The sequence below is a fragment of the Micrococcus sp. HG099 genome, assembly GCF_024723355.1.
Classification (GTDB): domain Bacteria; phylum Actinomycetota; class Actinomycetes; order Actinomycetales; family Micrococcaceae; genus Micrococcus; species Micrococcus endophyticus.
Genome location: NZ_JANQCJ010000048.1, coordinates 1 through 14,239, shown reverse-complemented (window position 1 = coordinate 14,239; position 14,239 = coordinate 1). Strand labels below are relative to the sequence as shown.

Here is a 14,239-nt window from a genome sequence, read left to right as displayed (position 1 = left end):
GCGTCAGGCCGGGGCGACGACGACGCGGGCGCGCTCGCCCGCGGCCAGCCGGGCCGCCACCGCCCGCACCTGGGCCGCGTCCACCGCCCGGACACGCTCGAGCGAGGCCGCCAGGTCCACGTACTCCCCCGTGACCAGCTCGGCGCGGCCCAGGCGGGACATCCGCGCGCCCGTGGACTCCATGCCCAGCACGGTGCCGCCACAGATCTGCCCGTGGGCGCGCGCGAGCTCCTCCTCCGTGACGTCCTCGGCGGCCATGCGGTCCAGCTCCGCTTCCATCAGGGCCGAGACCTCGTCCACCCGGTCCGGCTGGCAGCCGGCGTACAGGCCCCAGTAGCCGGAGTCCGAGTACCCGGCGGAGAACGAGTAGGTGGAGTAGGCCAGGCCGCGGCGCTCGCGGACCTCCTGGAACAGGCGGGAGGACATCCCCCCGCCCAGCACGGACTGCATGACCCCCAGGGCGAAGCGGTCCGGGTCCGTGGTGGACAGGGAGCGCCCGCCCACGAGGACGTTGGCCTGCTCGACGGCCTTGGCGACCGTGTGGGTGCCCGTGAGCACGCGGGAGGCGGCGGCCCCCTCGGTGTCCACGGCCCGCCGCGGCGCCGGCAGGGCCCCCGGGGCCAGCTCCCAGCCCGAGGCCTGCAGGGCGGTGAGCACGAGCCGGCAGACCTCGTCGTGGTCCAGGTTGCCCGCGGCGGTGACCACGAGCTCGTCCGGGCGGTACCAGCGGGCGTAGTGGCCCGCCACGTGCTCGCGGGTCACTGCCCGGATGGTCTCCGGGGTGCCGCCGATCGGCCGTCCGAGGGGGTGTCCGTCGAGCATCACCTCGGCGAGCTTCTCGTGGGCCACGTCCACCGGGTCGTCCGCGTCCATGGCGAGCTCCTCGAGGATCACGCCGCGCTCGGTCTCGAGCTCGTCCGGGTCCAGCAGGGAGGAGGTGAGCATGTCCGTGAGGACCTCCACGGCCATGGGCAGGTCCTCGTCCAGCACCCGCGCGTGGTAGACCGTGGACTCCTTGGCGGTGCCGGCGTTGGACTCCCCGCCCACCCGGTCGAATGCCGCGGCGATGTCCATGGCGGTGCGGGTGGGGGTGCCCTTGAACAGCAGGTGCTCGAGGAAGTGGGTGGAGCCGTAGCCCTCCGGAGACTCGTCCCGCGAGCCCACGGCCACCCAGTAGCCGATGGTCACGGAGCGCTGGTCCGGCATGGCCTCGGTCAGCACGCGGACGCCTCCGGGCAGGACCGAGCGGCGGACCACGGAGCCGTGGCCCTCGTCCGCCAGCACGCCGGTGAAGTCCAGGGGGATCTCGCGGTGGATGTTCATGCCCGCCATTGTCGCCGACTCCGCGGGACAGGACCGCATCGGCCCTTGACCCCCGCCGCCGCGCCCCTGAGGCTGGGCGGATGAGCCGCACCTCCGACCCGGTCCCGCCCTCCCGGCCGCGCCCCGCCCTGCTCCTGGCCCTCGCCGTCGGAGCGGTGCTCGTGTACGCGCTGCAGGGCCTGGTCCCCCTCCTCATGGACGGCGAGGTGCCCCGGCCGGACGAGCTCCTCGCCCCGCCCTCGCCCGTCGTGCTGGGCGGGCCGATCGCCTGGGCGGCGGCCCTGGCCGCCCTCGTCCTGCCCCGCGGGCGGGCGCATCCGCTGGCGACGACGGCCGTCGGCACTCTCGCCTACGTCGCCGGCCTGGCCCTGGGCGCGTTCGTGGAGATCGGCCCGGGAACCGGCGGGTGGAACTGGGGCTGGGAGTCCGTGGTCGCGATCCTGCTCGTGACGGGCGTCTGGGTGCCCGCCCTCGTGGCCGCCGCGGCCCTGGCGTGGCTCGCCCGGCCCCGCCGGACCCCGGCCTGATCGTCGTCCTGGACCCCCGCCGTCGCGCCCCGTGGGGGGCGCGGGTGGCGCGTCGCACAGGGCGGGGGTCTTGCCCGGTCCGCCGCGGCGCGCCATTCTTTCCCCCATGTCCCGCCGCGTCCTGCTCCTGCTCACCGCCGCCGCGCTGGTCTACGCGCTGCAGTTCCTGCCGCCGCTGATCTTCCACGACCTGGTCATCGCGCCGTCCCTGGGCGAGCACTTCGGCTGGGCGCTCCCCTACCTCGCCCCCGTCATGGTGGTCCCGCCGCTGGCCTGGGCGGCGGTGGCGGCCGCCCCCGTGCTCCGGGGCGGCTCGACGCGCCGCGCGTCCGGACTCTCGATGACGCTGCTCTTCTTCGCCCCGTTCGCCTACGCCTTCGCCACCCCGGTCACGTGGGTGGCCGTGCGCGGAGTGGACGCGATCGGCGGACTCGAGGACGACCCGCTGCTCCTGGGCATGGTCCTGCCGTTCTTGAGCGGCATGATCCTGTCCCCGGTGCTCGTGGGCGTGGTCCTGCAGTGGTGGCTGCGCCGCACGGCCCGCCGGGCGGCGGCGGGCGGGGCCCAGGCCGAGGCCGCGCCGGAGCGCCCGGCGCCCGAGGCCCCCACGCACGACGCGTCGGGGCTGCCCCTGCCCTGAGCCTGGGCCCTGATGCCCTGGGCCACGGGCCCTGATGCCCGAGGCCGCAGACGACGACGGCGCCGCGCCCCTCCGCTCAGGAGGGACGCGGCGCCGTCGTCGTCAGGCCGGTCGGGTCCGTGCGGACCCGGAGCGGATCAGGCCTCGGTCTGCGAGGACTCGATCGCGTCGGCGGTCTCGGCGTCCGCGTCGGACTCCGCCACCACCGGGGACAGCGACAGCTTGCCGCGGTCGTCGATCTTGGTGATCTCCACCTGGACCTTCTGGCCCACGCCGAGCACGTCCTCGACGTCGTCCACGCGCTTGCCCTCGTTGAGCTTGCGCAGCTCCGAGACGTGCAGCAGGCCGTCCTTGCCCGGGGTGAGCGAGACGAAGGCGCCGAAGGTGGTCAGCTTGACCACGGTGCCGAGGTAGCGCTCGCCGACCTCGGGGACCTGCGGGTTGGCGATGGCGTTCACCGCGGAGCGGGCGGCCTCGGCCGAGGCCCCGTCGGTGGCGCCGATCAGCACGGTGCCGTCGTCCTCGATGGTGATGTCCGCGCCGGTGTCGTCCTGGATCTGGTTGATCATGGCGCCCTTGGGGCCGATGACCGCGCCGATCTTGTCCACCGGGATGCGCACGGAGATGATCCGCGGGGCGGTGGGGGCCATCTCGTCCGGGGCGTCGATGGCGGCGTTCAGGACGGACAGGATGTGCAGGCGCGCCTCGCGGGCCTGGGTCAGGGCGGCCGCCAGCACGGAGGCCGGGATGCCGTCCAGCTTGGTGTCCAGCTGGATCGCGGTGACGAACTCGGCGGTGCCGGCCACCTTGAAGTCCATGTCGCCGAAGGCGTCCTCGGCGCCGAGGATGTCGGTCAGCGCCGCGTACTGGGTCTGGCCGTCCACCTCGGCGGAGACCAGGCCCATGGCGATGCCGGCCACGGGGGCGCGCAGCGGCACGCCCGCGTTCAGCAGGGACAGGGTGGAGGCGCAGACGGAGCCCATCGACGTGGAGCCGTTGGAGCCGAGGGCCTCGGAGACCTGGCGGATCGCGTAGGGGAACTCCTCGCGGGCCGGCAGCACGGGCACCATGGCGCGCTCGGCGAGCGCGCCGTGGCCGATCTCACGGCGCTTGGGCGAGCCCACGCGGCCGGTCTCGCCGGTGGAGTACGGCGGGAAGTTGTAGTGGTGCAGGTAGCGCTTGGAGGTCTCCGGCGCCAGGGAGTCGATCTGCTGCTCCATCTTGAGCATGTTCAGCGTGGTGACGCCCATGATCTGGGTCTCGCCGCGCTCGAAGATCGCGGAGCCGTGCACGCGCGGCAGGACCTCGACCTCGGCGGTGAGCTTGCGGATGTCCGTGAGGCCGCGGCCGTCGATGCGGACCTGGTCCTTGAGGATGCGCTGGCGCACGACCTGCTTGGTGACGGAGCCGTAGGCCTTGGCGATCTCGCCGCGACGCTCGGCGAAGGGCTTGCCCTCGCCGGCCAGCTCGTCCATGACCTCCACGTGGTAGGCGTCGGAGGCGGACTCGCGGGTCTGCTTGTCGCCGATCGAGAAGATCTCGGTCAGGCGGTCCGTGGCGAGCTTCTCGACGGCCTCGAACGCGTCGTCCTCGTAGTCCTTGAACACGGGGACGTCCACGGGGTCCTTGCCGGCGCGCTTGACCAGGTCGGCCTGGGCCTCGCACAGGGCGCGGATGAAGGGCTTGGCGGCCTCGAGGCCCTCGGCCACGACCTCCTCGGTGGGGGCGGAGGCGCCGCGCTCCTTGACCAGGGTCCAGGAGTCCGGGGTGGCCTCGGCCTCGACCATCATGATGGCGACGTCGTCGCCCACCACGCGGCCGGCCACGGCCATGTTGAACACGGCGTCCTGCAGCTGGGAGTGCTTCGGGAACGCGACCCACTGGCGCTTGCCGGCGCCGTCGTCCACGAGCGCCATGCGCACGCCGCCGATGGGGCCGGAGAACGGCAGGCCGGAGAGCTGGGTGGACACGGAGGCGGCGTTGATGGCCACGGTGTCGTAGATCTCGTCCGGGGCGATCGAGGTGACGGTCACGACGACCTGGACCTCGTTGCGGATGCCCTTGACGAACGCCGGGCGCAGCGGGCGGTCGATCAGGCGGCAGGTGAGGATCGCGTCGGTGGACGGGCGGCCCTCGCGGCGGAAGAACGAGCCGGGGATGCGGCCCGCGGCGTACATGCGCTCCTCGACGTCCACGGTCAGCGGGAAGAAGTCGAAGCCCTCGCGCGGGGACTTGCCCACGGTGGTGGCGGACAGCATCGACGTCTCCTCGTCGATGTAGACCATGGCGGCGCCGGCGGCCTGCTGGGCGAGGCGGCCGGTCTCGAAGCGGATGGTGCGCTTGCCGTAGGCGCCGTTGTCGATGACGGCCTCGGCGAAGGTGATCTCAGGACCCTCCATGAGGTCCTCCTTTCGGGTGGACGGCGCCGCAGGCGTCCTCGTCCCCCTGGTCTTCGATCGAGGCCCTCGGCGTCCCGCCGGGTGCGGCGGGGTCTCCGGGAGCCACTGTCGAGGACCGCGAGCGATGAGGCGCGGTGCCGTCGGTGATTCGGGTGGGCGCGCCGCAGAACGGGCGCGCGGGGAAGCCGCGGGATGCGGCGCTGTCCCGTGGGACAGCCTACGCACGTCCCCGGGCAGACGAAAGGCGGCGCCGGCGCCCGCGGGTCTCCCGCAGGCTCCGGCGCCGCCCTCCGAAGGTCACTTGCGCAGGCCGAGGCGCTCGATCAGCGCGCGGTAGCGCTCGATGTCGACCTTCTGCAGGTAACCGAGCATGCGACGACGGCGACCCACCAGGGCCATCAGGCCGCGACGGGTGTGGTGGTCGTGCTTGTGCTCCTTGAGGTGCTCGGTCAGGTCCTTGATGCGACGCGACAGGACCGCGATCTGCACCTCGGGGGAACCGGTGTCGCCCTCGTGGGTGGCGTACTCCTTGATGATCTGCTGCTTGACAGCGGGATCCAGGGCCATGACAGGCCTCCTTCACTTCGGTACCGCGAACAGGTGCCGCGCCGGCCGCCGCAGGCGGGGCGCGGGGGCCTCTCCACCGCGGACTGCAGGGAGGCCAGTGGTCGAGTCTAGCGCATCGGCCGCGGCCGGCCGCCTAGTCTGGCCGGGTGACCACCGCCTCGACTCCCCCCTCCCCCGCCTCGTGGCCGCCGGCCCCGGCCGCGGCACAGACCCCTCCGGGGCGCCGCCTGGACCTGCCGATCATCGGCGCCGAGTACCCGCAGCTGCTGCGCACGCCCCGCTACCGCTGGTGGCACCCGCTGCTCTCCACGGGGCTCATGCTGGGCTCGGTGCTCGTGCTGCTGGCGGTGCTGACCCTCCCCATGATGCTGGCGCTGGTCTCCGAGGTCGGCTGGGACGTGTTCGTCTCGGCGGACCCGGCGGACCTCGCGCGCGTGGAGGAGGCGCTGTTCTCGGCGCCGATGATGCTGCTGAACAACCTGATGCTGGCCGCGTTCATCGGCGTCGCCCTGCTGGCCGTGGCCGTGTGCCACCCTGTGGCGGCCCGCTTCGTGCACTCGGTGCAGGGCCGGATCCGCTGGCGGTGGCTGCTGCGCGCGCACCTGGTGGTGCTGCCGCTGTTCCTCGTCTACGTGCTGGGCACGTGGGCCTTGGACGGCGCCCCCACCGCCCCGCGCGCCGAGGACTGGGTGTGGCTCGTGGCCATGGGCCTGGTGCTCACGCCGCTGCAGGCCGCCGGCGAGGAGTACCTGTTTCGGGGCTGGCTGCTGCTGGCGATCGGCTCGTGGTTCCGCCGGCCGCTGCCGGCCATCCTGATCGCCGCCGCGGTCTCCGCCGTCACCTTCTCCCTCGCCCACGGGTCCTTCGACCCCTGGATCCTGCTGGACCTGTCCGTGTTCGCGGTGGCGGCGGTGCTGCTGACGTGGCGCACCGGCGGCCTCGAGGCGGCGGTCGCGCTGCACGTGGTGAACAACGTCGTGGTGATCGTGTTCGGCACCCTCGCGGGCACCGTGAACGAGAGCTTCGTGGACGTGGAGACCACCGGCTCGCCGCTGGGCACGGCGGTCTCGGCCGCGGTGATCGCGCTCTCGACGGCGCTGCTGCTGTGGCAAGCACGACGCGCGGGCATCGCGCGCACCGTCCCGGTCAGCGTCGGCGCGCGCCCCTGAGCGAAGCGCGGGCTGCACAAAAGAACAGAGTGGACTAGACGAAGGTCCAGCGATGTCTGGCCAATCGTCTCTCGCGTAACCCTCACTGAACTGCGAGTCTCGTTACCACCGGAAGAAGTCGGAGAGACTCGGCCAGCGGAATCGCCCTGGATGAACTCGACGAGTCATCACTGACTGCGCTCATCGAGAAGGCTGATTCGTTCAATGACGTTCGGAAGCTCCCGATCAAGGACGGAGACCGCACCGCCTGAGTCGTGCACCCCAATAGTCAGAGTGAGGATGACAATGAATCGCACTGCATTCACGCATGGATTTCTCCCCATGTTCGCAGCAACGATGATCGGGAGCGCCGCGGGGGCGCTCACGGGCGCCTCCCTCGCGCCCGTGTTCGGCTTCGCGGCATGGGGGCTGCTCTGGGCGCTCATCGTTGGGATGGTCGCCGCGCGCGGCCGCTGGGCGCGGCCTAGCCTGTTGCCCCTGCTTGCCCTCGTGCCGGTCTACATGGACCTCTTCACCGGGCTCCCTGTCCCCGCTTGGACCGGTGCCCCCATCCTCATCGCCGTCGTGCTGGCCGAGTCCCGCACCCGCGCGATCCAGCGACCTCAGCGGTCCGCTTGACACCACGCCCCTGACATCAGCATTCGCGCATTGCCCTGAGCGCGCTACCCCACGAAGCCGTCCAGCGCCTCCTCGGGCGTCAGCGTCGGCAGCACCTGCTCCGAGGTGACCGTGGGCTGCGCCCTCAGCCAGAACGTCGAGTCCGGGTCCCACCCGGCGCACAGGGTCCACGCGGAGCCCTTACCCACGGGCTGGACCACACCGGCCGATCGCGCCCACGCACCGATCGAGAGGTGGACGGCGTCCCACTCCTCCGCCACGGCGGTCCACTGCGGCACCAGCCACCGCCCGTCGAGACCGGTGTGTCGGGACAGGATCTCGTCCGTCGCCGCCGACGCGGACCCCGGCCAGGTCTCGACGAGCCGCAGCCAGTCCGCGGGGGTCCTCACCTCGAGGACTTTCGTGGCGATCGGCGGCGGTGTCAGTGTCCTCACCACCTCCTCCTCCCCCATCGGTCCGTCCTCGCGGATCACCAGGCCGACCGCCGCGGCGCGGCCGAAGTCGCCCGTCGTCGCGAGCGGGCCGTCGCGGCGCAGGGGCACGGCGAGCCAGTCCTCGCGAGGGGGGGTCGCCGGCGACGACGCGCCTCGGCCGCTCCAGCTCGGCGCCGCGCGACCACCAGGATCCCGGCGGGTCGGCGTCCACTGCGTCCAGCAGGACCTCCTCCCGCTCGCCCGCGGCCGTCGAGCACGGGACGGCCGGTCCCTGGCCGGCGGTGTACGTGCTGTTGGCGGCATAGACGTGGACCGCGTCCGCCACGCGCCGGGCATACTCGGCCGGGCCACCCTCCCGGGCCGTCAGCGCGGCACCCAGCTGTTCGAGGAACTCTCGCCGCGGCACCGTGATCCATCGCCGGCTCATGCGCCCGTCACTTCCCTCCCCGTGGTCGGCGTGGGCTCGACGCCCGCCACGCCACGCTCACGTAGGGCACCTCGACGACGGCGTCCTCGGCGTGCCCCAGGTGCTCGTGCAGGTACCAGTCCAGGTTCGCGGTCATCCGCGCGCGGATCCGCTCGTCCGCGCGCAGCCAGTAGGCCCGCGAGGCCATGATCCCGTGCAGGTCCGCCGCCGTCTGCGGCAGCGTCCACGTCCAGCGGGCGTGCTCCTCCGCGCCGAACGGCGCCGCGAACCGGCGCAGCTCGGGCCGGGCGGCGTGGACGTCCCCGGCGTGCATGATCCGGGTCAGCCGGTGGACCCACGGCACCGCGGTGTCCAGCTGGTTCCACACGGCGGCCAGCCGCCCACCGGGGCGCAGCACGCGCGCGGCCTCGACGCTGCCCGCGGCCGGGTCCACCCAGTGCCAGGCCTGGGCCGCCACCACGACGTCGGCGCTCGCCTCCGGCAGCCCCGTCGCCTCGGCGGTGCCCGGCACGGCGCGCACGCGCCCGTCCGAGCCTGCGGCCACGTCCCGCTCGAGGACGGCGCGCATGGAGGCGGCCGGCTCCACGGCGGCCACGGAGCGGACCCGCCCGGCGGGCAGGGCGGCGAGGGACCGGGTGAACAGGCCGGTCCCGGCGCCCGGCTCCACGACGTCCAGGCCGTCGCCGAGTCCCTCCAGGACCCAGGCCACAGAATCGGCGGGATAGGACGGGCGGACGGCGTCGTAGTGCTCCCCGGCGGCCGCGTCGAAGGGGTTGCCGGCCTCCCGGCGGGCGCGGGCCGGCCGGCCCGGCAGGCGCGGGACGCCCGGGCCCGGCCCGGTCACCGGTCGGAGGGCGTCGCCGCCAGGATGGCGCGGGCCTGCTCCACGTCCTGCGTCATCTGGGCCACGAGCTTCGCGACGCCCTCGTACGCGACCATGCCGCGCAGGCGCTGCACGAACTCGACCTCGATGTGCTGGCCGTAGAGGTCGAAGTCCTCCACACTCTCCTCGGGGCGGTCGATCACGTGCGCCTCCACCACGCGGGAGACGCCCTCGAACGTGGGGTTGGAGCCGATGGAGATCGCCGCGGGCCACGCCTCCCCCTGCACGTCGTGCACCCAGCCGGCGTAGACGCCGTCCGCGGGGATCATGCCCTCCGCCTCGGGCGCGAGGTTCGCCGTGGGGAAGCCGAGCTCGCGCCCGCGCGCGAACCCGTGCACCACCTCGCCGTCCAGGGTGTGGTGGCGCCCGAGGATCGCGGCCGCCTGGGCGACGTCGCCCGCGGCGAGAGCCTCGCGCACCCACGTGGAGGAGCAGCGGCGCTCCGGCTCGTCGCCGATCTCCGCGGGGTGCTCCTCCACGGCCTCCACCTCGAACCCGTGCTTCTCTCCCAGGCGGACCATCTCCGCGAAGTCCCCGACGTTGCCGCGGCCGAAGCGGACGTCGTGGCCCACCACCACCACGGCGGCGTGCAGACCGCGCACGAACATCGAGAGGACGAACTCCTCCGGGCTCTGGTCCGCGAACTCGAGCGTGTAGCGCTGCAGGAGCAGCGCGTCGAGGCCGGTCTCGGAGAGCAGCACGGCCCGCTGCTGGGGGCCCAGGATGTCCACGTGCGGCTCGTCGGGGCGGTGCACCGAGCGGGGGTGCGGGGAGAAGGTCACGGCCACGGCGAGGGCGTCCCGCTCGCGGGCCAGCTCGACGACGCGGCGCAGCACCTCGCGGTGGCCGCGGTGGACGCCGTCGAAGTTGCCCAGCGTCACCACGGTGCGCGGCAGGTCCGTGGGGACCTCGTCCAGGGAGTTCCACACCAGCATCAGCGGGCCACCTCCTCGGCGGTCGGACGGGACGGGCGGTGCGCCAGCAGCCAGGCCAGGCCCACCACGGGCAGCACGAGCGGCACGTAGCCGTAGCCGGCGCCGAAGCGGGACCACACGGTGTCCTGCGCGAACAGGCCCGGGTCCAGGAGGGTCCACAGGCCCACCCCCACCACGCCGACCAACTCCACGAGCACGGCGCCCAGGGCCACGGCCCACGCCCTGGCCCCGGAGCGGGCGAGCGCGAGGGTGGCGACGATGTACACGGCCGCCGCGAACGCGGACAGGGCGTACGCCACGGGCGCCACCTCGAAGTGCGTGAGGATCTGGAAGAGGCTGCGGGCCGTCGCCGAGAGGGCGAACACGGCGTAGACCATCACGAGGATGCGGCCGAGCCCCTGGTTGCGGGCCGGGGCGGCCGCGCCGGGCCGCGCGGCGCCGGATGCGGTGCGGGTGCGTGCCATGTGTTCCTCCTTCACCACTGTCCGAACCAGATGACCTGCATGCGGTGCAGCATGATCACGACCGTGGGGCCGACGACGGCGAGCACCAGGTTGGACCAGCGCGTCTTGTCCGTCACCGCCCACGCCACGGCGATCACGGGCACCAGCAGCGCCGTGACCACGTAGCCCCAGAACTCCCAGCCGGGGCCGTTGAGGCCCTCCCCGCCGAGCTGGCGCACGGCGGCGGCCACGGCGTAGACGAGCAGGAACAGCTCCACGGCGGCCACGGAGAGGATCGAGGAGTCCGCGGGGTGACGGCGGATCGCCGTCATCGCCACGCAGACCGCCAGCGAGACGACGCCGATCACCAGCCCCGCCCAGAACCAGGCGTCGAGGATCATGCGGTCCCTCCCTGCCCCGGCCCCTCGGCCGGCGCGAACACGAGCTGGGGCTTGGCGACGTCGGCGCCGCGGCGGCGCACGTCCGAGACGAGGGCGACCACGCGTCCGTCCGGGGCGCGCCCGGCCACGAGCGCCTCGCCGGTGCCGGTGGGGGCGACGGCGCGGCCGAAGGCCAGCTCCCGGGCCTCGTCCTCCGTCAGCTCGCGCACCGGGAACAGCCCGGCGGCGGCCTCGGAGAGCCCGGTCATCACGAAGCCCTCGGCGAGCTCCTCGAGGGTCAGGGCGTCGGCCACGTCGAAGGGGCCGACGGCGGTGCGGCGCAGCGCTGTGAGGTGCCCGCCGGTCTCGAGGGCCTCGCCCAGGTCCCGGGCGAGCGCCCGGACGTAGGTGCCCGAGGAGCAGCGCACGGTGACGTCCAGGTCCACCAGCCGGCCGCCGTCGAGCCGACGCATCTCATGCACGGTGAACTCGTGCACGGTGACGGGACGGGCCTGCAGGGCCACGTCCTCCCCCGCCCGCACGCGGTCGTAGGCGCGCCTGCCGGCCACCTTGATGGCCGAGACGGCCGAGGGCGCCTGCAGGATCGGCCCCGTGAGGGCGGCGACCTGCTCGGCCACACGCTCCGGCGTGACCGCGTTCGCCAGGCGCGTCTGCACGACGTCGCCCTCGGCGTCGTCCGTGACGGTCGACTGCCCCAGGCGGATCGTGGCGGTGTAGGTCTTGTCCGTGCCCGTGATGGCGGTCAGCAGGCGGGTGGCCTTGTTGACGCCCACCACGAGCAGCCCCGTGGCCATCGGGTCGAGGGTGCCGGCGTGGCCCACCTTGCGGGTGCCCGCCAGCCGGCGGAGGCGCCCGACGACGTCGTGCGAGGTCCACCCCTGGGGCTTGTCCACGAGGACGACCCCCGACGCCTCCGTTCCCGGTGCGTCGGGGGCCTGTCCCCCGGTGCTGCGTGCGCTCACCGTGCCGCGGGCCTCAGGCGCGCGGGGCGTCGTCGGCCTCGGAGCCGGGCTCCGAGGTGCGGTACGGGTCCGCGTCGCCCGCGTAGGTCGCGCCCTCGCGCGCCTTCGCCAGCTCCGCGTCCCGCTCCTTGGCGGCGCGCAGGACGTCCTCCAGGTGCGCGGCCGCCTCGGGGACGGTGTCCGCGACGAACTCGAGGGTGGGCACCAGGCGGATGGTGAGCCCGCGGCCCACCTCGCGGCGCAGGACGCCGCGGTTCTCCTGGATGCCCTCGTGGGCGGCGGCCGCGGTGGCCTCGTCCCCGAGGACGGTGTAGTACACGGTCGCGTGCTGCAGGTCGTTGGTCACGCGGACCTCCGTCACGGTGACGGCCTCCACGCGGTCGTCCTTGACGCTGCGGCGCAGCGCCTCGGCGACGAGGACCTTGATGCGCTGGGCCAGGCGGCCTGCGCGTGCCGGATCGGCCATGGTGCGGTTCCTTCCGGTGGTGTGGTCAGGGGGTGGGAAGAGGCGGGCGCCGGGTCCGGTCGGACCCGGCGCCCCGTCTCATCAGGCGCGCGGCTTCTCCTGCATCTCGAAGGTCTCGATCACGTCGCCCTCCTTGATGTCGTTGAAGCTGCCCAGGCCGATGCCGCACTCGTAGCCCTCGCGGACCTCGGTGGCGTCGTCCTTGAAGCGGCGCAGGGACTCGATCTTGAGGTTGTCCGCGACCACCGCGCCGTCGCGCACCAGGCGGGCCTGGGCGTTGCGGCGGATGAGGCCCGAGCGCACCAGCGAGCCGGCGATGCTGCCCCACTTGGAGGAGCGGAAGACCTCGCGGACCTCGGCCGAGCCGAGCGCGACCTCCTCGTACTCCGGCTTCAGCATGCCCTTGAGCGCGTTCTCGATGTCATCGATCGCGTCGTAGATCACGCTGTAGAACCGCATGTCCACGCCCTCCTTGTCGGCCAGGTCGGCGACCCGCTCGGCGGGGCGCACGTTGAAGCCGATGATGATGGCGTCGTCCACGGTGGCCAGGTTGACGTCGTTCTGCGTGATGGCGCCGACGCCGCGGTGGATGACGCGCAGCTGCACCTCGTCCTCCCCGACCTCGATCTTCAGCAGCGAGTCCTCCAGGGCCTCGACGGCGCCGGAGGCGTCGCCCTTGATGATGAGGTTGAGCGTGTCCAGCTTGCCCTCGGCCACGGCCTGGTCGAAGTCCTCCAGGGTGATGCGCTTGCGGCGCTTGGCCAGCTGGGCGTTGCGGTCCGCGGCCTCGCGCTTCTCCGCGATCTGACGGGCGGTGCGGTCGTCCTCGGTGACGAGGAACGAGTCGCCCGCGCGCGGCACGGAGGACAGGCCCAGGACCTGGACGGGACGCGACGGATCGGCCTCCTCCACGGGGGCGCCGTTCTCGTCGAACATGGCGCGCACACGGCCGTGGGCCGAGCCCACCACCATGTTGTCGCCCACGCGCAGCGTGCCGGTCTGCACCAGCACGGTCACGACGGCGCCGCGGCCCTTGTCGAGGTTCGCCTCGATGGCCACGCCGCGGGCGTCCTTGGACGGGTTCGCGGTGAGCTCGAGGGCGGCGTCCGCGGTGAGCAGGACCGCCTCGAGCAGCTGGTCGATGTTGATGCCGTTGCGCGCGGAGACGTCCACGAACATCGTGTCGCCGCCGTACTCCTCGGGCACGAGGCCGTACTCGGTGAGCTGGCCGCGGATCTTGTCCGGCTGCGCGGTGTCCTTGTCGATCTTGTTGACGGCCACCACGATCGGCACGCCGGCCGACTGGGCGTGGTTGAGCGCCTCGACGGTCTGCGGCATGACGCCGTCGTCGGCCGCCACCACCAGCACGGCGATGTCGGTGACCTTCGCGCCGCGGGCACGCATGGCGGTGAACGCCTCGTGGCCCGGGGTGTCGATGAAGGTCAGGCGGCGGTCCTCGCCCTCGTGCTGCACGGGCACCTGGTAGGCGCCGATGTGCTGGGTGATGCCGCCGGCCTCGCCCTCGATGACGTTCGAGGAGCGGATGGCGTCGAGCAGGCGGGTCTTGCCGTGGTCGACGTGGCCCATGACCGTGACGACCGCGGGGCGCGGCTCGAGGTCGGCCTCGTCCTCGTTGGCCTCTTCGGCCTCGAGGTCGATGTCGAACGCCTCCAGCAGCTCCTTGTCCTCGTCCTCCGGGGACACGATCTGGACCTTGTAGCCCAGCTCGTCGCCGAGCAGCTGGAAGGTGTCCTCGTCGAGGGACTGGTTGGCCGAGGCCATCTCGCCGAGGGTGAAGAGCACCTTCACCAGGTCGGCGACGTCGGCGCGGATCTTCTCGGCGAAGTCGGCCAGGGACGCGCCGCGGCGCAGGCGCAGCACCGTGGTGCCGTCGCCCTTGGGGACCTTGACGCCGCCGATCTCGCGGGTGTGCGCCTGCTCGAACTCCTGACGCTTCGCGCGCTTCGACTTGCGACCCTTGCGCGCGCCGCCGCCGCGCCCGAAGGCGCCCTGGGCGTTGCCGCGACCGCCGCGGCCGCCGGGAC

The 14,239-nt window shown here is 73.3% G+C and carries 15 protein-coding genes; 4 read left to right on the top strand and 11 right to left on the bottom strand.

From position 1 onward, the window contains the following. Positions 1-3: 3 nt before the first annotated feature. Positions 4-1,323 (bottom strand): pitrilysin family protein, encoded by a 1,320-nt coding sequence (locus tag NWP10_RS06050; protein WP_258300225.1) that lies wholly within the window; start codon positions 1,321-1,323, stop codon positions 4-6. Between the two features lie 80 nt (positions 1,324-1,403). Between NWP10_RS06050 and NWP10_RS06045 the strand changes: the two genes are divergently transcribed. Together NWP10_RS06045 and NWP10_RS06040 are read left to right on the top strand one after the other, a co-directional pair. Beyond that, positions 1,404-1,850: a hypothetical protein gene (locus NWP10_RS06045; protein WP_258300224.1), complete on the top strand. Its 447-nt coding sequence runs from the start codon at positions 1,404-1,406 to the stop codon at positions 1,848-1,850. Positions 1,851-1,956: 106 nt separating this feature from the next. Further along, complete coding sequence (locus tag NWP10_RS06040; protein WP_258300223.1) at positions 1,957-2,490, top strand: hypothetical protein; 534 nt, start codon at positions 1,957-1,959, stop codon at positions 2,488-2,490. Positions 2,491-2,627: 137 nt separating this feature from the next. Here the strand turns inward: NWP10_RS06040 and NWP10_RS06035 are convergent, their stop codons facing one another. Both NWP10_RS06035 and rpsO read right to left on the bottom strand, forming a co-directional pair. Further along, positions 2,628-4,889 (bottom strand): polyribonucleotide nucleotidyltransferase, encoded by a 2,262-nt coding sequence (locus NWP10_RS06035; protein WP_248193298.1) that lies wholly within the window; start codon positions 4,887-4,889, stop codon positions 2,628-2,630. A 297-nt stretch (positions 4,890-5,186) separates the two neighbouring features. Further along, the gene (gene rpsO / locus NWP10_RS06030) at positions 5,187-5,456 is read right to left on the bottom strand and encodes a 30S ribosomal protein S15 (protein WP_017488396.1); all 270 of its coding nucleotides are present in this window, start codon (positions 5,454-5,456) and stop codon (positions 5,187-5,189) included. 146 nt (positions 5,457-5,602) lie between these two features. On the opposite strand from rpsO, the gene NWP10_RS06025 reads away from it, so the two are divergent. Continuing rightward, positions 5,603-6,625, top strand: coding sequence for a CPBP family intramembrane glutamic endopeptidase (locus tag NWP10_RS06025; protein ID WP_258300222.1), 1,023 nt, complete (start codon positions 5,603-5,605; stop codon positions 6,623-6,625). Positions 6,626-6,946: 321 nt separating this feature from the next. Then, positions 6,947-7,243: a hypothetical protein gene (locus NWP10_RS06020; protein ID WP_258300221.1), complete on the top strand. Its 297-nt coding sequence runs from the start codon at positions 6,947-6,949 to the stop codon at positions 7,241-7,243. Positions 7,244-7,287: 44 nt separating this feature from the next. Here the strand turns inward: NWP10_RS06020 and NWP10_RS06015 are convergent, their stop codons facing one another. From NWP10_RS06015 to infB, 8 genes are all read right to left on the bottom strand, one after another. Continuing rightward, on the bottom strand, positions 7,288-7,785 hold the full coding sequence (locus NWP10_RS06015) for a hypothetical protein (RefSeq protein WP_258300220.1): 498 nt from the start codon (positions 7,783-7,785) through the stop codon (positions 7,288-7,290). Positions 7,786-8,111: 326 nt separating this feature from the next. Then, a complete protein-coding gene (locus NWP10_RS06010) occupies positions 8,112-8,948 on the bottom strand; it encodes a class I SAM-dependent methyltransferase (protein WP_258300219.1) in 837 nt (278 codons plus the stop codon). Further along, positions 8,945-9,922, bottom strand: coding sequence for a bifunctional riboflavin kinase/FAD synthetase (locus NWP10_RS06005; protein ID WP_258300218.1), 978 nt, complete (start codon positions 9,920-9,922; stop codon positions 8,945-8,947). The genes NWP10_RS06010 and NWP10_RS06005 overlap by 4 nt, the downstream gene beginning before the upstream one ends. Next, entirely contained in the window at positions 9,922-10,386 is a 465-nt protein-coding gene (locus tag NWP10_RS06000; protein ID WP_258300217.1) for a hypothetical protein, read from the bottom strand. The genes NWP10_RS06005 and NWP10_RS06000 overlap by 1 nt, the downstream gene beginning before the upstream one ends. Before the next feature lie 11 nt (positions 10,387-10,397). Then, complete coding sequence (locus NWP10_RS05995; RefSeq protein ID WP_017488855.1) at positions 10,398-10,766, bottom strand: hypothetical protein; 369 nt, start codon at positions 10,764-10,766, stop codon at positions 10,398-10,400. After that, positions 10,763-11,728: a tRNA pseudouridine(55) synthase TruB gene (gene truB / locus NWP10_RS05990; RefSeq protein WP_158508208.1), complete on the bottom strand. Its 966-nt coding sequence runs from the start codon at positions 11,726-11,728 to the stop codon at positions 10,763-10,765. Before truB ends, NWP10_RS05995 begins: the two co-directional genes overlap by 4 nt. A 13-nt stretch (positions 11,729-11,741) precedes the next feature. Further along, on the bottom strand, positions 11,742-12,194 hold the full coding sequence (gene rbfA, locus NWP10_RS05985; RefSeq protein ID WP_017488857.1) for a 30S ribosome-binding factor RbfA: 453 nt from the start codon (positions 12,192-12,194) through the stop codon (positions 11,742-11,744). Positions 12,195-12,275: 81 nt separating this feature from the next. After that, positions 12,276-14,239 (bottom strand): translation initiation factor IF-2 (infB, locus tag NWP10_RS05980; RefSeq protein WP_258300216.1); only part of this gene is annotated, 1,964 nt, incomplete at its 5' end.

What these genes read in the sequence shown, in the direction of transcription:
- NWP10_RS06050 (WP_258300225.1), bottom strand. Translation starts at nt 1,323, where the DNA reads ATGAACATCCACCGCGAGATCCCCCTGGACTTCACCGGCGTGCTGGCG.
- NWP10_RS06045 (WP_258300224.1), top strand. Translation starts at nt 1,404, where the DNA reads ATGAGCCGCACCTCCGACCCGGTCCCGCCCTCCCGGCCGCGCCCCGCC.
- NWP10_RS06040 (WP_258300223.1), top strand. Translation starts at nt 1,957, where the DNA reads ATGTCCCGCCGCGTCCTGCTCCTGCTCACCGCCGCCGCGCTGGTCTAC.
- NWP10_RS06035 (WP_248193298.1), bottom strand. Translation starts at nt 4,889, where the DNA reads ATGGAGGGTCCTGAGATCACCTTCGCCGAGGCCGTCATCGACAACGGC.
- rpsO (WP_017488396.1), bottom strand. Translation starts at nt 5,456, where the DNA reads ATGGCCCTGGATCCCGCTGTCAAGCAGCAGATCATCAAGGAGTACGCC.
- NWP10_RS06020 (WP_258300221.1), top strand. Translation starts at nt 6,947, where the DNA reads ATGTTCGCAGCAACGATGATCGGGAGCGCCGCGGGGGCGCTCACGGGC.
- NWP10_RS06005 (WP_258300218.1), bottom strand. Translation starts at nt 9,922, where the DNA reads ATGCTGGTGTGGAACTCCCTGGACGAGGTCCCCACGGACCTGCCGCGC.
- NWP10_RS06000 (WP_258300217.1), bottom strand. Translation starts at nt 10,386, where the DNA reads ATGGCACGCACCCGCACCGCATCCGGCGCCGCGCGGCCCGGCGCGGCC.
- NWP10_RS05995 (WP_017488855.1), bottom strand. Translation starts at nt 10,766, where the DNA reads ATGATCCTCGACGCCTGGTTCTGGGCGGGGCTGGTGATCGGCGTCGTC.
- rbfA (WP_017488857.1), bottom strand. Translation starts at nt 12,194, where the DNA reads ATGGCCGATCCGGCACGCGCAGGCCGCCTGGCCCAGCGCATCAAGGTC.